Consider the following 24,045-nt stretch of genomic DNA (forward strand, 5'->3'; position numbering starts at 1 on the left):
GTTGGCCGCGCGTCGGTCGTCGATGGCGATACGATCTAGATACACGGCAATCGCATCCGCCTGTTCGGGATCGACGCTCCGGAAGCCGCGCAGGTGTGCCGCGACGCAGGCGGGAAAGATTATCGCTGTGGACAGATCGCCGCGAATGCGCTCGCCGACTACCTCGAAGGCAAAACAGTCACGTGCGCCGCGCGCGAATTGGATCAGTACGGGCGAACGGTCGCCATCTGTACTGCCTCGAACCTCGACATCGGCGACTGGCTGGTACGACGGGGGCTGGCCATCGAATATGCCTACTACTCCAAAGGCAAATACCGGGCCGCGCAGGACGAGGCCTCGAAGGCGCATCTCGGCCTGTGGTCGGGTGAATTTATCGAGCCGAAATACTTTCGGTCGTGCATGAAGACTGGCAGATTACCGTCCGTTTGTTCGACGCATTGAATTGCGCGGGTGATTCATGGCACTGCCGCCTCTCTATAAGTATCTCGACGTTCGAGGCGCGAAACTAACATTGGGCAACCAATGCTTTCGCTTCGCCATGCCATCGGAATTCCAAGACAATACCGATATGAAGGCGGAAGGCTTGTTTTCGGACGAGTTGGACGAGGCGCTGGCGACCATGCCCGACAGTTTTGTCGATGCCATCATGACGAACCTGTACGCGCCTCCGACCTGCCCTGCGAACCTGCGGCCGGGCGTCGTCAAAATGCAGGCCGTTCTCCGCGCTCATCCCGAGGTCGCCCCGGCCGTGAAAGAGGGCTTAAGGAAAGATCCGGAGAAAGCCGGGCTGGGCCTCGAACGCTGGAAGGAACGTGCCGGCGCGTTCGTAAACGAGACGAACGACTTTTTGCAGAACTACCGCGTACTTTGTGTGACGACCGACAAGGCATCGGATCGTATGTGGAAAGAGTATGCCCAAGCAGACCAAGGCATCGCCTTGCGGCTCACGCCGAGCATCGAGAAAGATTCCAAGTTCTTGAAGTTCGCGCCGGTGAATTACCTGGAGAAGCGGCCTCCGGTGTTCGCAAAGACCGTCGAGTTTGCGGCAGAGTCCCTGTTCGGCAATCAGACGGAACGTGCACGTGCGACGCTTCACGGGATTATCTATGCCAAAACAAACCCCTATAAGTTCGAAAGCGAGTATCGCCTCGCCATTCCCCTCGGCGAAGGCGAGGAGGACTACCGAACTCTACCTTATCACCCGGAAGAACTCGGCGAGCTCTATCTCGGTGCGGCGATGACGGCTGCCGACAAAGAGGAAATCGTGGCACTGGCGAAGGCCCTCAATCCAGCGATTGCGGTGTTCCAGGCGCGACGCGGCAAAGACGGCCAAATCACTTTTGACGAGGCCTGACGGCTTGCGGGGTTATTTATTCGCCTGAGCTAGGTGTTCCTTCGCCAAGCTATGCCCCTCGGCCCGTCCCAGCCGCATCGCCGACCAAAGCGCTTCGAGAGCGGACTTGATTTCCGGAGCATCCATCGAGACGGATTCGAGATTCACTCCACCGCAATAGGTTTCTGCCGGCGAGCGAGGCAGCACTTCCCACCCATGGGGCATCCACAAAACCGTGCCGGCTTTGTGCATCGAGCTACGTCCGGCGCGCCCCGGATTGACCCGTTCCCACTGCTGCAACCAAGAGGTCAGCTTCGTCATCGCCTGAGCCAGCGCAGGTGCTCGCTCGTTGATCGCAAAAGACGCGCCGCGAATGATCACGTTCTGCGATAGGCTGGCCTTCTGATCGGGATGAGCCGTCGTGACGAGGTCTGTGCAGCGTTCGACTTGCGAGATAGCGTCAGCCTGTTGGACGAGGGCTGCGAGCGATTTGGCGTCCGGCTTGGCGAGCGCGGCCGAAAGAACCGTATGAAGCGCGCCGTCACCCACGCATTTCAGGAACTCCTCACGCGGCTCACCGGTTGCGTACCGGGCCTGCACCTGGCGGAAGAGGCCTTTCGGTTTGCCGGGACCATAAGGCTTCGCAAACATGATTTGAACAACGCGGTATGCAATCGATGCGAGCGCATCCTCCTGAAACCAGCCTTCTTCAACGCCCTTAGTCCCGAGCAAAATCGGAAAAGCGAGCGCCTGGGCCAACGCGGTGGGTGGGCATTTCTCGGCAAAGCTCGGCTTGGCCAAGCCAAAGAGAAAGGTGTCAATCTGCTCGCGCAAGGCAGTCGCCGCCTCGGCATCGCTTCTGGGGACGGGCGGCTGTGGCGTTGGCGGAGAGGCTCCAGGGCGCAGCCCGGCCGATGTCGCGTTGTCCTCGTATTTCTCTGGCTCCTCCGCGCTCCATCGTTCCTGGGACAAGTCGACTTCCGGCTCGTCATCCGGAGAAAAAAGAAACTTCATAACGCCGCTTAGCGACACGCCGTGCATGTTGTGCTGGCCGTGCCCGCTTGTCCCGCTCTTTGCGGCCCGGTCGCTCAAGCGATAGGTAAGTTTCGAAGGATCGACGGGGCCTGCCGCCTCGTCGTCTTCATCCGAACCCGATTCCTTTTCATTCGGTCCTCGGCGTTCGGAGCCCAATTCCGATAAGTCCGGTGTTTCGAAATTGAAGAGGCTGGTGGAAATCGAGTAGATCGCCTCCATAATCCGCTGTTCGCTCGCGCCTGCGAACCCGCGCCCCGAAAATACGCCGTGGTTCGAATTGGTCTCGCGGCCGCGTGCGCCGTTTTCGATTGCACGGTCGTTGTCGAGCCAGCGTGACTGCGTCACGCTGACATCAGGGCCTACCAGGATCTCTATCCTTCCGAAGACGGTTTCGGCTCCTAGCGACATCTCTTCTGTAAGTCGTCCGGAATAACGGCCGCCGGATCGCCTCATCGCAACGCGGAACGTTTTCCGGCCGACTTCGAAGACGAGCGTGGCGCTGTCCTGATCCGGAACTGGGTCGACAATGGCTTCGATCGCGCGTCCGGATTCCCTTAAGCGGAGGCTGGTCAGGCGAAAGACCAGGCCGTCGCCCTCATCGCCGGGTAGCTCCGGCTTGACCGGTGCCTTCAGAACGTCCTCGGGTAAGCGCTTCTCACCGTCGAAATCGGCGAGAAGCGGCGCGAAGGCGGCACGATCCGGCGTATCGTACACGGTAATAAGCTCGACATTTCCGTTGGCGTGATTTGCAAGCCATGCGGCTGCCGAGCAGTTCGCGGAACCCATCACCGCGGCATCACCGTCCGGTCCCGAGAACCAGCAGAATTTCGCGTGCACGCGGCGTTTCGGATCGCGCTCGACGAAGCGCACTTTGAGCGGCAGCTTCGCCAACTGTTTCGCATCGAACGAAGCGAAAGACGGCGTAACGCAGATCGTCGCCTCCTTCGCTCCGAAGGTGTCGTGTGCCCAACGGAGGAAAGCGCCGTCGACGTCCGTCGAGCCGGTGTACATGCTGAGTGTTGCAAAGCGGCGTCCGTCCCACCGACGCGCCAACTGAGGTGCCAAGGGGCGGCCCGGCATGCCTAGAAGCACGTGGGGCGGAGCGGTCTCGACCGGCGCCCTGCGCAGCCAGGGGAAAGATGCGCCTAGATCCTCGATCTGCGCCCGAAAGGATTCTGAACCGGTCAAGCTCGCGACCGAACGCAGGATATCGAATAGCCATGCGCCGTTATCCTCGGAATCGGCGCCGATCGGCCATGCAACGGCAAGCTCGTGATTACCGCCCCAACCGGTATAGGTGAGATTGCCGGAGCCGATCCAGACCTTGCCACCTTCGGGCGAGAGGCGGGCGATCATTTTCGGATGAAAGAGGTTCGACGGCCTTGCTTCGGCCAACGTGTACTTCCGCCCCAGATGAAATATTTGCCCTGCGCAGCGTTGCATGGCACCGCTGAGTTCCGAGGCGTCACCCATGACCAATATGCGGCGTGTTCCGCCGATGCCGAGATCTTCGATCGGAATGCGTTCGAAAAACAGAGGATCGAATGCATAGGTGAGGAATATCGTGACGGGATAACCGGGCTCCTTGCAGAATTCACGGGCGCTGATCATGGCTTGCCCAGCGTCTCGAGAGACCGGTCGAGAATTCGCTTGCCGGATTTCGTCAAGCCATCTTCCGAAGTGAGTTTGAGCTGTTCCAGCCAATCGATCGACATCGGAAGGCGCGAGCCAGTACGGCCGGGCCTGAAGGCGTTATTGCGCGACCAAGCTTCGGTGTCGGCGATCAAAACGGACACATCCTTGCCGCGGGGCGCCGAGAAGCGACTCCATGCGACGCGGAGATGTTGCTGCACGGTTCGCATGACCAATTCGGCCATGACGTCACGGTAGCTACGATCTTCGCCGAGAAACTCCGCTATCTTTGGCCGTATGACGGCATCGATGCCGATTTGGAAGGGGCCGCCGATGGCGCCGAGATTGACCGGCGGTTGTACCCCATCAGGACCGATCGCCAATGCACGCTCGCACGCAAGGCACCATGCTACGGGAAGGAGAGCGACCGCCGCATCGCCCGACGATCCGGCATATTCATATAGTTCGGTTTCGGACAGGCCGCCTCGCCACCGGGCTATGCCGCTTTCTTCCACGCGGTTTCTGCGACAACGCCGCTGGACGCGCTCATAGACGGTCCGAAAAGGCAATTCATGGGCCGACTCATTGTCCACCAAAAGGCGGAACGTCCGCAGCGCCTCGTCTTTTTCCGCGGCGCCAGCGACGAGAGACGCAACGACGTCGCTTGAGAGGGCCGGCGCGGAGCGTTCATGGAAAACACTATCTACCTCGCGCATCACAGCCGCGAATACATGCTCATGGCAGATCGCGAGGCAATCGCGAGCGACATAGGCAAGGAAACCGTCCAGACTCGGAGACAGGCAGGCAGGAAGGTCTTCAGGCGGGCGTTGGGCCGCTTCGAAGATGTCGGCTTCCTCGATGGGGCGTTCGTTCTTTTGGGTCAACCACAGTAGTAGGGCATAGTGGCGCAAGCGGCGCCGTTCCGCTGCATCCGTCGGCTTTTTAGGAGCAAGGAGGTCGACAAGGATGTCACGCTCGCCTCGCGGTATCGCGATGATCGACATGGCCTGCGCAAGCTCTTCCAGCTCGTCGCGGGTTATCTTGTCGGTACTGGGAGTTTTCGCAAGGCGCGCACCATACGCGGTGCCGTGCACTACCTTTTCGAATTCCTTCGCCAGCGCGAGGCCTCTCTCTTCACTGAGTGTGTTGAGCCCATGGTCTGCTTGGCTCGTCAAGTTCAACTGACGGCTAGACGCGATATAGGCGTTCAGCGCTATGTTCAGCGTCAGCTTTCTCAAGGGCAGTGTATTCTTCCCTGAATCGAGTTCATTATCCGCGCCGCCGACGCCGACGAGATTGTTTACGTTGCGGCCCAACGTCCGGTTCGCCATGACGAACGCACACTCTTGCGCGGCCGCGAATTCGAAGAAGGAAGATCGCTTCTTGGGCAATCTCGCTTCGGCGTACCGCCAAATGATCCAGGTAATGACTGACATGTAACGCAGTTTCGGCGTGATCGTGGTCACGCCGTCGAACAGGCCGTTTCCGATGAACTGCACCGGCGCGCGAAGCCCGAGCAAATCGAGGCCTCCGGTCTCGTCGGCGTTCAACGAAACCCAGTCTGGCACCGGCATGCTCATGGGTGGTTCGCCCCCTTGTCGGCGGCGTACCACACGCGGACAAGCCGTCGCCCCCTCGTTGGAAAGCGAGAGGCGCTGGCCGCGCGGCTAGCGCAAACGTTCTGCGGTGGACAATTCGAGATCATATTCCCAAAGTTCTACGCCTGCGGGCACCAGATGGCCGTGCGTTTTGAGGTAATAGGTCGCAAGGCTCTGTTCCTTGCGGTAATGCTTCAAGACGAAAAATATCTTTCGATACGACGATGGTGCGACGTGGAAATAGTACATCGCCTCGTTCCACACCGTCATCTTCGCGCTCGGCATGTTCCCACCTTGCGTCCACGTGTGCGACTTGCATTCGACGAGCACGGGAGGGCTTTCGCTGCCGAGGTCGAAGCGGTGCAACTTCTTCGTCTCGCCGACGCCGACAGGCACCGCGAAGTTCTTCGTCAGAACGATACCCTGCGCTGCAAAAAATGCGCGCGCCGCCGCCTCGAAATCGTTTCCCGCGTGTGCGTTGCTGAGCACTCCCGGTCTCTGGAAATTATTGTTGTCCATACGATCTCGTTCGAATCATCGTTTAGACGACTATTATTCATCAAAGCACGCTCAAGTGGCAGGCCATCTAGGGCATGCGCCTTCCGGAAATCAACGTCGATGCATCATCCGATATCGCCGGATCGCCTTCTGGATTTGAGCCACGCTTCCACTCGTTTCGCCAAGCTGTCCAATGGCTTCGCCGTTTTGCCGCGCAAACCGCACTCCCAAACCGTCAGCACGCGCCATCCTCGTTCGAGAAGCTCGCTACGATTGCGGGTATCTCGCGCCCTGTTGGCCGCAAACTTCGCCGTCCAAAACGCTTTACGGGTCTTGGGCTTCGTCGAGCGATAGCAACCATGCGAATGCCAATAACACCCGTGCACGAACACAACGGCTTCGAAGCGGGGAAACACCAAATCCGGACTGCCGGGGAGCGCCCGATCGTGCAGCTTATAGCGAAGGCCACGACGATGCAGGGCTTTGCGTAACAAGACCTCGGCGCCAGTATTCTTCTGGCCGACACTCGCCATGATCCTCGAGCGAACCGCGGGTGTGACCCTATCCATCAAACTCTCGATATGACGTTCGAAGTTTCGAGGGCTTCCAAATGGCGATGCAGATCGCGCGGAACGGAACCGCCGCGGATCAAAACGCCGGCCTCCATATTTCTTTCCATCGCATGGCCGGTCAGGTTAGCACTGGAAACGAAGCAAATCGTCTCGTCGGCGACGGCGATTTTCGCGTGAACTTTGCCGCCTGCGAATTTCTCGCCTTGGTTCGTCCACGAGCAGATGTGAGCGGTCGGCAACGCCGTTTTCATCTTGCCGATCGCGTCGAAAGAGATGCCGCCGCCGTCCTGCTCGCTGAGTTCCAGAAGCATGGACAACCGGACGCCACGTGCGATCGCGCGCTCGAAGGCTTTCATGACGCTGGGAACGGAGTAAGCAACGAAGCTGGTCACGAACAAGCGCATTACGGCCGCATCGACGACTTCGAGGAGCGCTTGCTCGGTACGGCGGGTAGCGATGGTCGGTCCCGGCGGTCCCGTCCAAACCAGCTCCAATTCCTGCTCGGCTTTCGCTCGGCGGTAGCCCGCGCCGGCACCGACGAGCAACGCTGCGAGACCTGCGGGTTCGACAGGGTTTGCGCGCCAGGCGGTGACCATGGAGGTCAGGAGTACCCGAGCGCTGGGCGTCAGGGGCCATTCGTCGAGACCCGAGGCGATCGAAGCACCCCCGGATTTGGCGATCGCGCGTGCCAACTGATCGACGCGGTCCGGCGGCGTCTCGGCGACCAAGCGCAAGACGGCATTGAGCAGCGCGGTCATGCGATCGCTCTTGCGAAGAAAGCGGCATCGTCCGCTTCCAACGTGGGGATCAGAAGCGCTCGATCGATATAGCGATTGCCCTTTTCACAGGAAGTCTCGGATACAAACGAACAAGCGTGACAAGCCGCGGCATGCAGCGACCGGTCTTTGCCCGGGTCGTGCTCGGAGCAAAGGGGATCGGAGGAACAGATACCGGCCCGGCCCAGGGCTTGCGCAAGCAGCCGTCCCAGGTTCTGCGGCCGGCCCAGCTCGACCAAACCGCCCAACGTGCCGTCCGAATCCGCGGCTGCGGTGTAAATGAGGATACCGGCCTGGGGATCGGCTCCTTCGACATCGGCGTAGATCCGTTCACGAATGCTCGCAGCGTTGTAGCCGCATTCGAGGGCGAGTTCACGGATCAGAAGGTGCGAAAGCGTATGGAGCATCGCGTAGCGCACACCGGGGAATTCGCTGGCGTCCAATTTTCGTGCCGCGCGCCAACCGCGATGCCCTTCGAGCAACAGCCGCGCCCGTTTCTGGACACCTGCGGTCGCTTCCCAGCGCTGTAGCGCAGCTTCGTCGAAGGTGAGGAAAATGCCCTCGCCATGTACTTCCGTCGCTGGAACCCATGTCGGCGGCGTGGGAGCCAAGGGCGCGCGCGGGGAGCGATCTGCCGGCACGGCCGTCTCTTCCGGAGCATCGACCCGCGTGAAACCCAAGAGCGCGTTCGCTTCGCGCAACCGTTCGAGAAGCAACACGCCCGCGATTTCCTGCGAGAACGCAGCCGGGACGGCCACGTTCTTACCCAGGAAGTGCGGCCAGTCCGTCGGAGGATTTGGCGAGGTGAGCACCTTCCACTCGGGACCTTTGATGTCGGCCACGGAGACGGCTGCGGCGGTGGTGCCGTTTTTCACGGCTTGCACCGCGTTCCAAATCGCTTCGGTCGAATGCGAGTCGATTCCGGGTAGAACGCCCGTGCGCTTCAAGGTCCGCACCGTGATCACGATCTCGGCCTCGGACTCCACGTCCACGAAGTAGTCCCAGCCGTCTTGCACCAATTGCGTGACCGTATCGCCGGTCACGGGGATCGCCAAAGCGGACAAGGTGATCGGGAACCAGCTATTGGTGGCCCCCAGCAAGACCGGCCGTGCTTCTTCCTCACACGTCGCATCGAAGCGATCCATGTGCGGATGACGGCCGCGGCAAGCCGGGAGCGACTCTCGGCCCGACTTGCCGAAGGCGTGCGCCATGTTGCGAGAGGCACCACAGCTATCGCATTTGACCCATAGGTTTTCGGTTTGGAGCGAAGCGCCGCTCTCGAAGAACCGGAGCGTGCCCGCGCAAGCGGACGGTCCGTTGTGGACGAAGTAATGCCACGGAAAATCGTCGATGTGTCCGTTACGGCAGGCCAGAAGAAAGCGCGCCGGGACCGCGTCGGCGTCTCGCGCCGGTTGGTCGTTCCTCGACCCCCGGCATTGGCGGTGCACGAACTTGGTGTCTTCGAGGCGAAAGCGGTTCTCTTTGCATTCGAAGAGCGCGCTGTCGTAGGGGGACAAGAGACCGCATTTCACACACCGAAGCCAACGTGGAAACGGCTTCACCGGAACGCCGAGGTTCGCTTCAGGGGAAAACGGATTGGGACTGTCGTTCGTTTGAATGGGCGGAAGGCGGAGCGAGTCGACCTGCTGTCCCAATTCGCGTCGAACAGCCGCCAACAAGCGTGCTTCACGGATCGGCCGGCAAAGAGTCGCGTCCCAACGGTCGATCCCGAGCGTCACGACGGAAAGGTTCGGCAGATCGACGAGGGCTCCTGGGCCATAAGTCCACAGGAGCTGGCTCGGCCGTACTTCACCTACGGGAGTGCTCATCTATCGTCTCCCGCATCCGTAACGGGCGGTCGCGGCGTCCAGGGAGGATCTCCGCCGGTGAACCGAGCCGTGTTCATCACGAGGCGCACGCCGGGCTCCACTTCACGCATGGACATGGGCACGGTGAAGTCGTCCCAAGGTTGAGCGCCCGGCTTTCTGAGGAGAGCCACGGTCGTCGCCCGGGCGGGCCCCTTTTTTTCGTAAGCGAGCGTACGTCCGGGAACGTTGGCTTCCGCGGCCCACGCGTCTAGGCGCGACTTCAATTCATTCGTGGCGAGAACACGCGATGCGTCCTCGTGCGAGACCGACCAGGCACGCGCGACGACGAGGTCCCGCGCTTCGGCGGCTTCGGCCTTGTCCGGTTTGTCCAACGCGCCAGCGCCCGGATTGGGATTGAAGGCCGCATGGTCGAGGCGCATCACGCTGAGCAGCGTGCCGGTCAAGCCACGATCCATAGCCCTCGGCGAGAACGGCGTGACGGATTGAGCTTCGACATGCTTATAGAATGTCGCATGGTATTGCTCGAACGTCTCGTAGTGTGAAAGGTCGCGCGGCCTTGCCCAGGTGAGCACGGTGCAAACGATACCCGGTGACGCGCGCCCGACGCGACTGGTGGCCTGGATGTATTCGGCCGTTCCCTTCGGTTGGCCGTTCACGACCATCAACCCCAAGCGATTCACGTCCACGCCGACCGAAAGCATATTGGTAGCAAGTACCACGTCGATTGCACGCGCTTCGCCGTCGGCCCACCGGGTTACGAAGGCTCCTTCGGCGGGATCGTAGGTCGCGTTGAACTTTACTTCGAGCTGATCCAGATATTTGGGAATGTCGCGGCTGGAAACACGGGAGGTCAGTTCCCGGACATTGCTGACGCTCCGTTGTGCCAGGCCCGGCCGATTCACTTCGCTCATTTCCACGCGGTAGGAGCGCGTTTGCACATCGTCCTCACACAAACGCTTCATGCCGCCCAACTCGCGCAATGAATTGAAGTATCCGACCGTCGTCATGTAGGGGTCGGCCGCTTGTCCGAAACGATCGAACAAGGCTTGGGACGCGGTCAAGAACGCGACATAAACCCGGATCAGCATCGCCGGGCGCGAACTGCCGGGCGAACAAACGCCGAGATAGCGTCGGCCCGGAAGTTGTTCGATCGGCCGTTGCAAAGAAAAGAAGTTGTCGGCGACGTCGAGGCCGTGCGGAGGGAAGACGGCGACACGGCGCATGAAGACGTTGTTGACTTGCTCGGCCGCTTTGCGAACCGTCGCGGTGGAAGCCACGATCTTCGGCCGAACCGTTTTTCCGTCGAGCGACCAACTGCATAGCTCGTCGATGGCGGTCTCGTAGAGCCCGACCATGGTACCGAGCGGTCCGCTGATGAGGTGAAACTCGTCCTGGATAATCAAATCCGGCGGCCGGATCGAGGTTATGGTCTTGGCGGACGTGCGGGGAAGCCCGGCACGCGCATTGTGTGTGCCGGTGCAATCGGCATCCGGCCACAGTAGCCCGTGTCGCGGGCATTCGGCGGTCGCGCGGCCGAACAAGGTACGAGTCTCGCCTCGCCATGCCATCATCGCGAATTTGTCGACCGTGGCGATCATCATCGAGGGCGGACGGTGATAGATTTCCTCGTCGACGACCAAGACGGGTATGCCGGGATGCGGCTTCCCGCTCGATTTGCCTTTGGAGAACTCGCAGCCACCCACGCTGTCGCTGCAATAGAGCGTCGTACGGCCCACGCTCGTGTTCACTTCGACGTCGCGTCGTGCGGAAACTTCCGAGCCGCACCATGGGCAGCTCGTGAGCTGCGCGGGTGAGGTGCGCCCCGCGTCGTAGGTGTCGGGATTACGGATGTCTTGAATCGCTTTGTGACTGTCCGCAGTCGTCCCGGGCGTGACCTTGTTTCCGACCCACAGACCGATCGTGAACGGGGTCTCGCCCCATTTCGGGTCTCCGTTGGCAAGCGCTTCCTGCCGCAAAAGCTCCATGGCACAGATGAGCGTCGAAGCGCGCTGGAACTGTTGCAGCGTCAAGAGCCGCAGCGTGTAGCGCATGATGACGGTCAGACGCGCTCTCGAATTCGCCGCCTGGGTCGTGGCGGCGCCGATCCGTCTCCAAATCCTCCGGCTCTTCTTCGTCTTCCGCGGCTAAAGGTCCCGCAAGGCCTTCGATGCCGCCTCGCTCTTCTTCGCGCGGGGCTAACTTGCCGACCAAATAGCGATCGCGAACGCCCATATCGAGAATTCGCTCATAGGGTCCACCTGCGGGCCCCAGCAAGTCGTCGATGACGGCGAGTTGAAGCAATTCGCGGATGTAGGGCGTGTCTTCGATTGGCGGCACAGCGTCGGGCGCCACCCCGAACGCCTTCGTCATGGCGTCCACGAAGTCATTCCAGGGCGTACGGACCGGAAGCGATGCCTTTGGCATGACGAGCCCGGCAGCGCTCGCGAACCCGACAGGCGCCGTGATCATTCGATCGAAATAGACGATCGTCCGGTCGAGTTCGGACCGAACCCTCAAGACGCGACCGGCCCGCGTGATTTGGCCTTTGTCGCCGAGCAAAACGATCCAATCGTTCTCGTCGACGTCGGCGAGCGACGCGCGGGGTGCCGCGAAGGCGACGCCGTACTTCTCGATCAGTGAGCGAATGCCGCCTACAGCGGGCTCGCGGGCGGTCCAAGCGTTGGCGGTGACGGGGGCGATCGCTGTGTCGGTCATGTTTCACTCGCCCGCAAAGGGTATTCCTTCGATAAAAAATCGGCGACGAGCGCCGCAGTATTGAAACCGTTGTCGACGAGGATATTGGCGATGTCCCCGCCGCTGAAAAAAAGGATCGGGTGCCGGTCTTCCCGGACCTCCTGATAAGCTTGCCGGGCGACGAGGGAGGTTGTCACCAATATCCCGAATTGGCGATGGCGAATTCGGGAAATGAGCCTGGATACATCCTCGACTCCGACCGTTACCGGTTTGACGCCGTCCATTCCCGGCCGGTAGCACTTCGCTTCCAAGGAAAATTCGGCATAGACGGGGTCGCCCGGCAACCCCAGCAGATAGCGGCCATACGCGTCCCGGCCGCCGTCCACAACGCCACGCGTGATGGCATCGACGATCACGCGCGGATCGTGCATCTGGAAGATGCGTGCAGCAAAGCCTTCGAACGCGATCGGCGCTTCTTTGAAATGCTCGTATATCGCTCGAAGGATCGCCTTTTTGACGGGACTGCCTGGCATCTGCGCGTCCGGACTGCGGATGACGGTCGTGCTCTCCGACGCGAGCGGGCGATAGCGCCCGGTCTTCACCCATTCGTTCCAACCCTGCGGCGCGGAGTTCTGCGGCTGTTCGGCGTTGAGTTCGTTCAACCACGCACGCGGAATCATCGGAACATCGAGGACCGTAAACACCGAACGGTAGTTTTGAAATCTCTCACCGTCGGTCGTCTTCCACACAGCGACCAAATCGGCGGTAGAAGGCAAGCCCGGAAATCCCGGCACCGCAACGCCCTTGAATTGGACGGACCGTGCGCTGGCCGGCGTCGGATACTTCCTGAACACGAAGAAGGGAGGGATTGTCGAGCGCTGGGACGAATGGAGAAGCTCGAAGACACGGCGCAGGATCGTGTTCCCGCCACGTTGGGTATCGTGAAGTTCGTGGCCAGGCGACTTGTTGTCACCGTAGTAGACGAACTGCCCCGTATTCAAATCCAGTGTATCGGGCCAATCCTTGTCCTCGCCGCTCGTGTAGCCGCCCGATAAAGTCAACTCCTCATGCAGGCGATGATGGTTTCCGCCTGTCACGACCAAGCGAGAGACGACGACGACCGCAAGATCGTCGATCTTGTCGGCAGGTAAGAACCGAACGTCGACGCGGTGCAGTTTCTTCACGTCGCTCTGTGCCCATACCTCGGCCCTCAACAGGCGCAAGCTCATCTGCACGAGGACATGGTTGAGGTGTAGCAGGACCACGTCGTCACGACCCTTCGCTACATCGTGGTCGAAGGTCACGGGGCGTATCTTGCCTGTGTGGGGATGAGCGAGTCCTTCGAGACAGCGTGCCCATGTTCCACTGAATGAGGGCATCCTGAAAACGCTGCCCTGCGGAGCACCGTGCAGGTCGACGACTTCGAGCGGCGGCTTGTTTTCGAGCGCCAAAGCCGTCTTCACCGCGGCGTAGATTCGGTTAACCGAAGGGCCGGATCCCAAACCAGTTGATCAGGTATCAACGATTTCGCCGTCCTCCTTGACGAAGCGGCCGATTTGCGGATTAGGCAGCAGATCCAGGACTGCGTCCGAGGGACGACACAGTTTGACCCCTTTGGTGTCACTAGTCGAGAGTTTGTGCTTGCAAATCAACGCGGTATTGTCGTCCTAAATGATTGAGGCGAAGACGTTTATCAACCAGATTGTCGGTCTAACGATTCCTCGCTTCGATATTACCGACAAGCCGAGCAGCCGATAGCGCCGGCGGCGTTCGGGGGAGCGCATGACTACCGTAATCTCGAAGACCGGGTTGTGGGATGTCGATGTAACGATCGGCCTGTCTACCCACACAAAACATCGGCATGTTCCCAGTCCAGTCTCAGCTCTTTTCCAGGTGCCGGCGCCCGCGTCCGCACTGACGTTTGGACCCATCGCGCTTGCAGCAGCCATCGGAAGAACGGCGACGACGCGTCAGGGCAAGCCGCGGCTGCTCGCTGGCTTGCAAAAGAGTGCGCTTGCGCAACTGGAATGCCTGGTCTCGAATGAGCCGGTGTTCGCACTGACCGATGATTTCATCGATCTCGCCGACGCCGAAAGAACTCTCTTTGCCGCTCGTTGTGGAGCCGGCATAACAGATCTCTACATGAACGCCTTGGGGTATGTCTGGCGTGGGAACGCGGCCTGCCTGGCCAGTGTGCTACGTCCCCACGCCGACTTTCTTTATAGCGGGGGCAACGCCGAGGGACTTGGCGTCGTGCTGGCCGAGGCGCACGGTTCGTTCGCTGCAAACGCGACGGAGAAAGCGGTTGCAGCTGAAGCAACGCGAAAATATGCCCGGCAGGTGAAGCCATACGCGAACAAAGGATCGCCTTTTGGCCACGTCGTCCATGGTTACTCGGTTGCTTTCGGTTCGCAGCCCGGAACAACAGGCGCATTCCTGAGTGTCGCTGAAACGCTTGTTCCCAAGCCACGCAAGAAGCCTCCGTCGCCGCCGGCCGAACACGCCGCTCGCAGCGGTGGGGTTTCGACACCGATGGCCCTCGCGACACAACGGTCCAATTTCATTTTGATGGGCTTGATGCAGGTGGTCGATTGGATCGATGGAGTCGCGAGAACCGGTCCTCTCCCGTCCGACGCCGGCCCGGTGGCGTTCGTTCGATTGCCTTATGCGGGGCGTTGGTATCTCGGAAGCGCCTTTTCAATCTGGCCGGCCCTGCTTGCACGCTGGTGGCACGACGGGCTCTGGGACGATCCTGTCTGGAGGCGCCACATTGTCCGGGATGTAATCTCCCGAGGTTTCCTGGGCGACTCCGTCGGCTGGTTCGTGATGGAGGAGACAGCTTGCAGGGCTTTTCTGAACGACCTCACCGGTATGATCCGGAGCGGCGGCGAAAACCTTCCTGAGCGCCTCGCTCTCCCCAGCTTCGAGCCGGTTGGCTTCGGCACTGGAGAAGGAAGCCCTGGCCGGCGAGCGGATAGCGAAGAGTACTACAACTACGCGCTGTTTCGCGATGGCCTGGCACTGCTGGGCGATCCGTTTCGCCCACGAAAACTGGAAACCCGAAGATGGCTGCCAAAAGAGGGCTTCGACGGTTAGCGGTTTTAAGGGATCAGAGTGAGCAGAACGCGTTCGAATTGCTGGCTAAGGCAACGTAATGAAAATCGGGCTTGCGCGGCCGTCACTACTTCCTTTTGACTAACGGCGCGTTTCTCTAGACGATGGAGCGGATTGTGGCCGACTACATTCGGATACAGCAGATTCGAAGTCCGATCAGGCGCCATCATTCGCAACGTCGCACACTGAAGGGCCTGGGACTGAACAAGATCGGTCGAACCGTATCAGTCCAGTTCAATGCTCCGATGTGGGGAATGATCCAGAAGGTGCGACACCTCATTCGCTTTCCGGATCAAGAGTTGTTCGAAGAGCATCGTCTGGTGTTGCCGCAGCCGCAAGACGAAGCAGCAGATGAAGCGCTCGTGCGTCAGCTCGTCTTCAATGGTCGCGGCTTGGAACTGGTGCGATTGCCGGAGGGAAAAAACAAAAGCCCCGATTTCAAGTTGATGAAAGACGGGGAACTGAAAGGCTATTGTGAGCTGAAATCGCCGCGCGACGACTGGATCTTTGCCGTTCCAAAAGATCTCAAGTCGGGAGAGATTCGGGAGGACACTCGCGAGGATCCGACAGCGCATGCGTTAGCCCGCGTCATTGGCAAGGCTGCAGGGCAATTTGACGCTGTGAACCCTGATCGTGCGCAGCCCAACATCCTGGTGATTGTAAGCCACGCGCGGCTACGCGGGCCAATTGATCTGCATCTGGCAATCGGGGGACTGCCCATGCCCGACGGGAGTCGCCGATTCCTGCTGGTCGATCCACATGAGAAGAATTTCAATAAGGCCTTTGAAAAGCAAAAAAAGCTCTGGGAGGACGCTCGCAAGATCGACGTGTTTTACTGGGTCGACGCGCACACCAAGACCGTTCGTCACGTCATCAATAAAGACGGCTTGAGGCATCGCGATGCATGCGAACTCATGAGCATAGCATCTTGACCGTGCGATCACGGTTTTCAATGCGCTGGTAATGACGGCACATTGCGGAGTGATATCGAGCGATGCGACGCTCACCTTTGCATATTGCAATCGACTGAAAGATGCCGATAGTTGGTGAACTCACAGAAAAATTTTCGAGGAAATTTCCGTATTAAAATCAACAGCGTAGCTTTTTGACGGCCCCGTCGTCGGAATATCAGCAGCCGTAAGAAGAAAATCGGAAGGATTTCAACACGCTAGTGCGATTTGAATAATCGAGTGGGAGTAGTGGTACCGGTTGCTATCGAGTGGTTAGGCGTAGGCTTGGTGGGATTGTTTCAACTTCCTCAACATTGGGCGTGCCTATGGTTGTTGGCCTCCACTTAACCCGATCGAGGCCGGCATTCCACGGCGCTCTCGCGTACAGAGTACAGCAGCGAATTGCAGCGTGCAGAAGGGCCGAGTCCCAAGCCAAGCGATCAGGTATTAATGCATCCGCTGTGTTTGATGAAGCCGCCGATACTCGGACTCGGCAGCAGGTCCAAGACTGCTCCCGAGGGATCGGCTTTCTCTCAAACAGGGTGTAAGGCCGCGCGCCAGCCGCAGGTCGCTGCGGCTTAACTGGTTCGATTCTCAGACGATGCCTGAGGTTCCTGCGAGCTTTCCAGCACGTTGCTGATTTATTTCGGTGGAAGACCGAGTCGGCAGGAGACGCTATGATCCGTCGCAGCATCAATGGCGGGACTGTGTTTGTCGGCCCCAAGGCTCTGACCGGTCGTTGTCAGAAAACGACGTACGGCTGTCCTGATCCGTAGGACCGTGCTCGTTGTCCCGGACACGGCTCCTTGCGACATACGGATGAGCCCGTCCTATCAATCGCCCCGAACGGTCGACGGCAAGCATGGCGAACTGAGCGCAAGGAGCATGAGATGACCCCCAGCAGCATCGTTCCTCAAGTTGGTGAAGAGCGAACTCATTCAACAATGATGGCCTGGCGCGTGCACAAGTTTGGGTCACCGGAGACCATGAAGTTCGAGCGCGTGCCACGACCCGAGCCAGGTCCCGGCGAGGTCCTGGTCAAGGTTGCGGCCGCTGGAGTTGGCCCATGGGATGGGTGGATCAGGTCTGGCAAGAGCGTTTTGCCGCAACCGCTCCCCCTCACTCTGGGCTCGGATCTGTCCGGCGAAATCGTCGCGATGGGGCCCGGAGTCAGTGAACTACGTGTGGGAGATCCGGTTTATGGTGTTACGAATCCGCAGTTTGTCGGGGCCTACGCCGAGTACGCTGTGGCGTCCGCGGGCATGGTCTCGAACAAGCCAATCTCGCTAACCCACGTTGAAGCCGCGTCCGTTCCTGTTGTTGCCGTGACGGCATGGCAGGCGTTGTTTGATCATGCTCATCTCAAGGCGGGTCAAACGGTGGTCGTTCACGGTGCGGCCGGCAACGTTGGATCCTATGCGGTTCAATTGGCCCATCACGCGGGTGTGCACACCGTCGTAACCGCATCGACGGGCGACGTTTGCGCTGTGCGCAACCTCGGCGCAAACACGGTGATCGACTACCGGACGCAGCGCTTCGAGGAAGAAGTTCAGAGCGCGGACGCTGTCATTGATCTGGTCGGCGGCGAAACTCAAGACCGCTCATTCCAGGTCCTTCGTCGCGGCGGCAAGCTGATCTCGGCAGTGTCCAGCCCGGATCAGGTTCTTGCAAAGCGCTACGGTGTTGAAGCCACCTTCTTTTTGGTCGACGTCACGAGCCAATACCTGACGAAGATCGCGCGCTACATCGATGGTCGAAAGCTGCGAACAAACGTCGGAGCTGTCTTACCCCTCGCGGATGCGCGCGAGGCTCATTTGATGCTGGAACGTGTGCGGCCTCAGCCGAAAGGAAAGATCGTGCTCGACGTCGGAGCGAGTTGATCAGCATCATTTCGTCGTTGCGCTCGCACGCAACGCGCAGCCAAGGCCACACTAACTCTTGAAAGGAAGAAACAATGACAACCCCAAATCTCGCCCATTCTCTCGTCATTCCCGATTCCTTGCTTGTGAAAGAGGCGACAGACATCCTTCGCGAACATTCCACCGATTTGCTGTTTAATCACTCGATCCGCGTCTACCTGTTCGCTGCTGAGCAGGGTCGTCAGAGGAATCTGCGCTTCGACCGTGAGCTCCTTTACGTCGCTGCCGCATTTCACGATCTCGGCCTGATCAAGAAGTTCTCGAGCCCAGACGAGCGCTTCGAGGTCGATGGCGCAAATGCTGCTCGGCAGTTTCTTGGCACCCACAACATCGCTGAAGATCAGGTGCAGACCGTCTGGGAAGCAATCGCGCTGCACACCACCCCCGGCATCCCCAAGTACATGGGGCCCGAAGTCGCGCTCCTCAATTCCGGTGTTCTTCTCGATGTCGTCGGGGTGGGGTTCGACCAATTTCCCGCGGAGCTGCGCGAGCAAATTGTCGCCAAGTACCCGCGCACAAATTTCAAGGAAGGCTTCATTCAGGAGTATTTCGCCGGTTTTGCGCACAAGCCGTCGACGACGTATGGCACCGTCAACGCCGCCGTCTGCGAACGTTTCATCCCAGGGTTCAAGAGTCCCAACGCCTGCGACCTGATCGCTGCGTCGCCCTTCCCGGATTCCCAGCACAAGTCTCACCATCATGACTAGGACCTATCCTGTGCTCCAGCAACTCAATCCCGGTCGCGCGCAAGCTACCAGCGCCGACTCGCTGGCCTCTCTCATCTGGCTAACTCTCGGCGCTTTTGCCATCGGTACCGAGGGGTTCATGATCGCCGGGCTGCTCCCGGCCCTGGCGCGAGACCTGAACGTCGGTTTGCCAGCCGCCGGTCATCTGGTCACCGCCTTCTCCCTCGCTTATGCCATTGGCGCGCCGGTTATGGCCGTGTTGACGGCCGGGCTGGAGCGGTGTCGCCTGCTGGTCGTCGCCATGGGCGGCTTCGCGCTGGGCAACCTGCTCGCCGCGCTGGCGCCGGGCTATGCCGGGCTGTTGGCCGCGCGGCTGCTGTTGGCCCTGTCCGCAGCAAGCTTCATGCCGGCGGCCAGCGGATATGCCGCCGCGCTGGGCGGTCCGGAGCGGCGTGGCCGCGCGCTGTCCACGATCACCACCGGTTTGACCTTGGCCATCATCGCTGGCGTGCCGCTGGGCGTACTGGTGGGGCAGGGCTTCGGCTGGCGCGCCACCTTCTTCGGCGTGGCGGGGCTGGCGGTGTTCTCGTTGTTAGGGATTCTCATCCGGCTGCCGCGCCAACGGCCTGGCGTCACGGCTGGTCTTGGTGAGCGTCTGGCGCTGGCCAAGCGCCGCGATATCCTCGGGGTGCTGGTGACGAGCGTGCTGACCGTGGCCGGCACTTTTACCGTCTACACTTATCTCAGTGTGTTCATAGCAGGCGTCGGCGGCCTTGCTCCGCAGGCACTGGCGCCGGTCCTGTTGGGCTTTGGCCTGGCCAGTGCGGTCGGCACCCAGCTCAGCGGCAGCGCGGCGGATCATTGGGGCGCGCGCAGTGTCGTGATCGTTGGTGGGGGGCTTTCCCTGCTGGCCTATCTTGCCTTCTCGCTCAGCGCGGCCCTCCAGCCGGCGCGGGCAATGCCTGTCCTGCTGCCGGCCATCCTGATTTGGGGGTTCGCCAGTTGGGGGCTGATAACGGCGCAGCAAGCGCGGCTGGTGACATTGGCTCCGGCACTGGCGCCGATCAGTCTCTCGATGAATTCCTCGGCCATCTACCTCGGCAGCGCAATGGGTGCTGCGGCGGGCGCTGTGGTCATTGCCAATGGCGCGGTGGAGCGGCTCGGCTGGGTAGCTGCGGGATTCGCCCTGGCAGCTCTGTTGTCGGTGCTGCTCAGCGGCAGCGGCACATCGGGCGGAAGGTGATGGCGGCGGCGATGGCCTCTCATCGGAAGCTTCACCATGACCATCGGTTCGGCTCTGCGTTCTGGTTTCAGGCAGTTGCGTGAACTCGTTAGAAGAGGAGATGCGATGATGTCGATCAGTAGATTTGCCTATCGGATTGGTGCTGTATCAAACCCTCGACGTATGTCGGCAAAAGTAGCGAGAGGAGCGCTGCGAACGGCCGCCGTCCCGCTGATAGCAGCAGCGATCGTCATGGGAGCCTCCCCGGCGATCGCGCAGGACCGGGAGCAGGTGAAAGTCGCCTTCGCGCACGCACTGCCGAATGTCGAAGGAAAGAGGCTGGTTGCTGTGACGGTGACTTATCCTCCCCGAGCCAAATCGCTCGCTCATCACCACGCAGCATCGGCTTTTATCTACGCCTACGTGCTGTCCGGGGCAATCCGTAGTCAAGTCGGCGACGAACCCGCGAAGATCTATCACACAGGCGAAAGCTTTTACGAAATGCCCGGTTCGCATCACAGGGTCAGTGAGAACGCGAGTGACAAGGAGCCCGCCAGCTTACTGGCGGTCTTCGTTGTGGATTCCAAGGACGAGCCCTTGACGACGCCGGACAAGGCACCGGGATCACAATAATGGCGCGACGAGCTCGCCAATGGCTGTAATGGTCCTTTTGGGGAGCGGCAAGGACCGCTTAGTTGGAGGCTACGCCAGCGAAACCAGAAGTCTATAGCCCCTGGTTGACCCCGGATGCGCGGATGTTCGTTCTGTTGCCTCTCGGATCGCGCCAGGCCTTTTGCAGGGTCCGGACTACCTGCATAATAGGGCTCCAGAGTGGAGAGGCAGGTGCCGGTACAAGCTGTCGCGATTGTCGTCTGTGAGGGGGTCCAGGCCCTGGACGTGGCAGGGCCGATGGACGTGTTCAGCGAGGCGAACACGTTTCTCGGCAGCGCGGATCGCTACGAAACTGTATTGGTTGCTGCTCACCGTGATCCGCTGCGCGCGTCGAACGGCATACGCATGGTCGCCGACCTGACCTTCGAGGAGGCGGCGGGCGGCTTCGACATCGTTCTGGTGGCCGGCACTCCGACGCCACCGGACGCGGAGCCCGAACCGTGCCTGCTTCAGTGGGTCAAGGAGCTGCCGTGGCGCTCGAGCGTCTATGGATCGATTTGCACAGGGGCTTTTGTGCTCGGCTATGCCGGACTCCTCGACGATCGGCGAGTCACGACCCATTGGCAGGATGCACAGGCGCTGGCGGCGAGATTCCCGAAGGCGAAAGTCGAACCGGACTTGATCTATGTGCGCGATGGACGGCTGATCACCGCAGCCGGTGTGACGGCGGGGATAGATCTAGGCTTGGCACTCGTCGGCCAGCGCCACGGTGCCGAAACGGCGCTCAAGGTCGCCAAGCGGCTGGTCGTTGTTGCCCAGCGCCAGGGCGGACAATCGCAGTTCAGTCCCTATCTCACGGCACCTGCCGATCCGGAATCGCCGATCGCACGCATCCAGGACCATGTCATGGCGAACATTGGAGATCGCCACACGCTGGAGTCGCTGGCCGCTGTCGTTGGCATGAGCGCCCGGAATCTGGCGCGGCATTTCGGGCAGGTGACCGGAACCACACCGCACGAATTTATAGAGCGCGCCCGCGTTGATGCGGCGCGCATGATGCTGGAAGCGAGCGATCGGCCGCTGAAGGCCATTGCCTTCGACTGCGGGTTCGGGTCGGCGGACCGGATGAGGATCGTCTTCAGCACCCGTCTTGGCGTGACCCCTGTCCAATATCGTGCCAGCTTCCGGCGGGCAGAATCGGAATAGATCGCGGGCTATCCCGCGACGAACCGCTGTCTCCCGCTGCCGCGAAGCCACAGCCGGCCTTTTGTCAGGAAACGACGTACCGTCGTCTTGATCCACAGCATCCCGCTCGTTGTCCGGCGCCGGGCTCTGTTGCCTAATACCGACAAGCAAGCAGCCCACTACTCAACCGAGGAGATTGCTCCATGTCTGATCTCATCGCCGGCATCCGCGTGCCTGACAGTGCTATCGCGCGCGCCGCCACGCAGCTCGTGCGCGATACCGAAGACGACCTGCTCTACAACCACAGTCGCCGCGTCTTCCTTTGGGGCGCGCTGACCGGCGAGCGCCGCGGGCTGAAATATGACCCGGAACCGCTTTACCTCGGCGCCATGTTCCACGACATGGGTCTCACCGAGAAATATTCGAGCCCCGATCTGCGCTTCGAGGTCGACGGCGCCAATACCGCACGCGACTTCATGAAAAGCTACGGCGTGCCCAAGCGCGACATCGAGGACGTCTGGACCGCGATCGCGCTCCACACCACGCCCGGAATCCCCGAGCATATGCGCCCGACCATCGCGTTGGTGACCGCCGGCGTGGAAATGGACGTGCTCGGCATCGCCTATCACGACTTCACGGATGAACAGCGCGATCATGTCTGCGTCCATCATCCGCGCGAGACAAATTTCAAGGAGAACATCATTGATCACTTCGCCAACGGCATCATCAAGAAGCCGCTGACGACGTTCGGAAACGTGAAGGCCGACGTCCTGGCGCTGAAGGGCATGAACTATGTCCGTCAGAACTTCTGCTCGATCATCCTGGGCTCAGCCTGGCCGCACTGAGCGTTCGTTGCCACGCCCGGTGCGCGCGTGGCCGTGTTGTACCAGACGACGACTACGGCCGCGAATATCTTCGCAGCAAGGCCGAACTGGCCCGGCTCGTTCCCCGAGATTGTCGCGACGTCGACTTACGACGTCACATCGCCCACAGTCGATTCGCAGGTCGTGGCGCTGGCGAGCACCAGCGCCAACGTCTTCCTCAATGCGTCGACCGGCAAATTTACCTCGCAGGCGATCCGCAAAGCGGCCCAGCCCGTCTGACGCGCGCAGCAGTTCCTGCCGATCGGCAGCAACTTCGTGCCGACGATCCTCAAGCCGGCCGGGCTCGACAACGCCAAGGGAGCGATCTCTGCGACGCCGACCAAGTCGCTCGGCGATCCCTAATGGGCCAACGATCCCGCCTATCTGGAGTGGCTGGATTTCATGAGGAGGTACTATCCCGAGGGCGATATCGAGGATCAGCTCACCGGATGGAACGTTAACGATCTGTCCCGGCAGAACATCATGAAGCAGGCCACTGCACTGAAGAAACCTGGTGCTGCCAAGCTTGATTCCGGACATCATCGTCAACACCAGCCCGGATGATTATCGCCTGATCACGTCGCTGCGCCCGCAGCGTTTCGACCGCGAGCGCTGGGTGTTCCGATGTCCGGTACCATGGCCGCGCAATGAGGGCCGCCGCCGGCGGATCACCACCTGACCGGATGCATCGACGCCATGCACCTGGAAGACCGCCTTTGCTATATTCAGACCATTCGTCGAAATTGACTGCATAGGCTGCTCCTTCGAATCGTGGGAGCTTTAAACGGCGCCCACTCCTTGGCACTCTCGTGCCCGTGGAGGAGCCGTCCACATGGGGTAATCGCAGGAGCGAGTTGCCCTAAGCCAATCACTAGTCTTGGAGGGTGCTGTTCCCCGATAGGATGGAAATACGGGCTCACGACTGGACGCCGGGCCCAAGCATCGAATGGAGAACAGCCATGGAAGAATATATCGGTCTCGACGTGTCGATAAAGGAGACGTCGGTCTCGATCCGCCGAGCAGGTAAACGGGCGCGGCAAGTGCGCATCCGATCCCAGAATCATAGCTGAGCTCATCCGCAAGCGGCGCCATCCGTAAAACGCGTGTTCTTCGAGACCGGACCACTGTCGATATGGTTTTATCATTCTCTGCGTACCGAGGGTTTGCCGGCGATCTGCATCGATGTGCGCCATGCTAAAGCGGCGCTCGATATGGCGGCGAACAAGACGGACGCGAACGACGCCGATGGTCTGGCGCAGCTCGCAGAAGTCGGGTTCTTTCGTGAGGTACGGGTGAAAGAATTCGACAGCATGCTGACCCGCACCGGCCAATGCCGACCGCGAAGACAACCATGCACCCAGCAGCGTCCCTTGAACGAATTATATGCTTGACGCCTCAGCAGCGATTAGACAACAGCATCAACAGCGGACACATAGCTTGCCTTGCCCCTTCATCGCCAAATGCTGAGCCTGGCCAAATAAGCGCGGACTTTGAACAATGATGTCAGTGACCAACTCGAAGGGGCTA

20 protein-coding genes and 3 pseudogenes are annotated in these 24,045 nt (G+C 60.4%); 14 read left to right on the forward strand and 9 right to left on the reverse strand.

Going from position 1 to position 24,045, the window contains the following annotated elements; all coding sequences use genetic code 11:
• The first annotated feature begins 60 nt into the window (after window positions 1-60).
• Entirely contained in the window at window positions 61-441 is a 381-nt protein-coding gene (locus RAD15_RS02320) for a thermonuclease family protein (RefSeq protein ID WP_458174997.1), read from the forward strand.
• 16 nt (window positions 442-457) lie between these two features.
• A complete protein-coding gene (locus RAD15_RS02325; RefSeq protein ID WP_458173955.1) occupies window positions 458-1,354 on the forward strand; it encodes a DUF2971 domain-containing protein in 897 nt (298 codons plus the stop codon).
• 12 nt (window positions 1,355-1,366) lie between these two features.
• Here RAD15_RS02325 and RAD15_RS02330 read toward each other — a convergent pair whose 3' ends face one another.
• From RAD15_RS02330 to RAD15_RS02370, 9 genes and pseudogenes are all read right to left on the reverse strand, one after another.
• Window positions 1,367-3,979: a hypothetical protein gene (locus tag RAD15_RS02330; protein WP_458173957.1), complete on the reverse strand. Its 2,613-nt coding sequence runs from the start codon at window positions 3,977-3,979 to the stop codon at window positions 1,367-1,369.
• Window positions 3,976-5,580, reverse strand: coding sequence for a hypothetical protein (locus RAD15_RS02335; protein WP_458173959.1), 1,605 nt, complete (start codon window positions 5,578-5,580; stop codon window positions 3,976-3,978). The genes RAD15_RS02330 and RAD15_RS02335 overlap by 4 nt, the downstream gene beginning before the upstream one ends.
• 87 nt (window positions 5,581-5,667) lie before the next feature.
• Window positions 5,668-6,117, reverse strand: a complete 450-nt coding sequence (locus RAD15_RS02340) for a hypothetical protein (RefSeq protein WP_458173961.1) — start codon at window positions 6,115-6,117, stop codon at window positions 5,668-5,670.
• 104 nt (window positions 6,118-6,221) lie between these two features.
• The gene (locus tag RAD15_RS02345; protein WP_458173963.1) at window positions 6,222-6,665 is read right to left on the reverse strand and encodes a very short patch repair endonuclease; all 444 of its coding nucleotides are present in this window, start codon (window positions 6,663-6,665) and stop codon (window positions 6,222-6,224) included.
• Entirely contained in the window at window positions 6,665-7,426 is a 762-nt protein-coding gene (drmC, locus tag RAD15_RS02350; RefSeq protein ID WP_458173965.1) for a DISARM system phospholipase D-like protein DrmC, read from the reverse strand. Before drmC ends, RAD15_RS02345 begins: the two co-directional genes overlap by 1 nt.
• Window positions 7,423-9,273: a DrmB family protein gene (gene drmB, locus RAD15_RS02355; RefSeq protein WP_458173967.1), complete on the reverse strand. Its 1,851-nt coding sequence runs from the start codon at window positions 9,271-9,273 to the stop codon at window positions 7,423-7,425. Before drmB ends, drmC begins: the two co-directional genes overlap by 4 nt.
• Window positions 9,270-11,390 carry a DISARM system helicase DrmA gene (gene drmA, locus RAD15_RS02360; protein WP_458174999.1) on the reverse strand — a complete coding sequence of 707 codons (2,121 nt, stop codon included), beginning with the start codon at window positions 11,388-11,390 and terminating at the stop codon, window positions 9,270-9,272. The genes drmB and drmA overlap by 4 nt, the downstream gene beginning before the upstream one ends.
• A gap of 594 nt (window positions 11,391-11,984) precedes the next feature.
• Window positions 11,985-13,418, reverse strand: coding sequence for a restriction endonuclease (locus tag RAD15_RS02365; RefSeq protein WP_458173969.1), 1,434 nt, complete (start codon window positions 13,416-13,418; stop codon window positions 11,985-11,987).
• A gap of 60 nt (window positions 13,419-13,478) precedes the next feature.
• Window positions 13,479-13,583: pseudogene (locus RAD15_RS02370) on the reverse strand (arsenate reductase); the annotation flags it as partial.
• Window positions 13,584-13,749: 166 nt separating this feature from the next.
• Between RAD15_RS02370 and RAD15_RS02375 the strand changes: the two are divergent.
• The 12 genes and pseudogenes from RAD15_RS02375 to RAD15_RS02430 all read left to right on the forward strand — a co-directional run.
• On the forward strand, window positions 13,750-15,063 hold the full coding sequence (locus RAD15_RS02375; protein WP_458173971.1) for a hypothetical protein: 1,314 nt from the start codon (window positions 13,750-13,752) through the stop codon (window positions 15,061-15,063).
• Window positions 15,064-15,185: 122 nt separating this feature from the next.
• A pseudogene (gene rpmD / locus RAD15_RS02380) lies at window positions 15,186-15,380 on the forward strand (50S ribosomal protein L30); the annotation flags it as partial.
• Window positions 15,381-16,921: 1,541 nt separating this feature from the next.
• On the forward strand, window positions 16,922-17,911 hold the full coding sequence (locus tag RAD15_RS02385; protein WP_458173973.1) for an NADP-dependent oxidoreductase: 990 nt from the start codon (window positions 16,922-16,924) through the stop codon (window positions 17,909-17,911).
• A 74-nt stretch (window positions 17,912-17,985) separates the two neighbouring features.
• Entirely contained in the window at window positions 17,986-18,657 is a 672-nt protein-coding gene (locus RAD15_RS02390) for an HD domain-containing protein (RefSeq protein WP_458173975.1), read from the forward strand.
• Between the two features lie 10 nt (window positions 18,658-18,667).
• Complete coding sequence (locus RAD15_RS02395; protein WP_458173977.1) at window positions 18,668-19,879, forward strand: MFS transporter; 1,212 nt, start codon at window positions 18,668-18,670, stop codon at window positions 19,877-19,879.
• Window positions 19,880-20,068: 189 nt separating this feature from the next.
• Window positions 20,069-20,491 (forward strand): cupin domain-containing protein, encoded by a 423-nt coding sequence (locus RAD15_RS02400; RefSeq protein WP_458175001.1) that lies wholly within the window; start codon window positions 20,069-20,071, stop codon window positions 20,489-20,491.
• A gap of 210 nt (window positions 20,492-20,701) precedes the next feature.
• Window positions 20,702-21,676, forward strand: coding sequence for a GlxA family transcriptional regulator (locus RAD15_RS02405; RefSeq protein ID WP_458173980.1), 975 nt, complete (start codon window positions 20,702-20,704; stop codon window positions 21,674-21,676).
• 182 nt (window positions 21,677-21,858) lie between these two features.
• Window positions 21,859-22,500: an HD domain-containing protein gene (locus RAD15_RS02410; RefSeq protein ID WP_458173982.1), complete on the forward strand. Its 642-nt coding sequence runs from the start codon at window positions 21,859-21,861 to the stop codon at window positions 22,498-22,500.
• Window positions 22,501-22,527: 27 nt separating this feature from the next.
• On the forward strand, window positions 22,528-22,758 hold the full coding sequence (locus tag RAD15_RS02415; protein ID WP_458173984.1) for a hypothetical protein: 231 nt from the start codon (window positions 22,528-22,530) through the stop codon (window positions 22,756-22,758).
• A 162-nt stretch (window positions 22,759-22,920) separates the two neighbouring features.
• Window positions 22,921-23,082 (forward strand): hypothetical protein, encoded by a 162-nt coding sequence (locus RAD15_RS02420; protein ID WP_458173986.1) that lies wholly within the window; start codon window positions 22,921-22,923, stop codon window positions 23,080-23,082.
• Window positions 23,033-23,197: a hypothetical protein gene (locus tag RAD15_RS02425; RefSeq protein WP_458175047.1), complete on the forward strand. Its 165-nt coding sequence runs from the start codon at window positions 23,033-23,035 to the stop codon at window positions 23,195-23,197. Before RAD15_RS02420 ends, RAD15_RS02425 begins: the two co-directional genes overlap by 50 nt.
• Before the next feature lie 280 nt (window positions 23,198-23,477).
• Window positions 23,478-23,843, forward strand: a pseudogene (locus RAD15_RS02430) (IS110 family transposase); the annotation flags it as partial.
• Window positions 23,844-24,045: the final 202 nt, after the last annotated feature.

Source organism: Bradyrhizobium sp. 14AA (assembly GCF_054185205.1).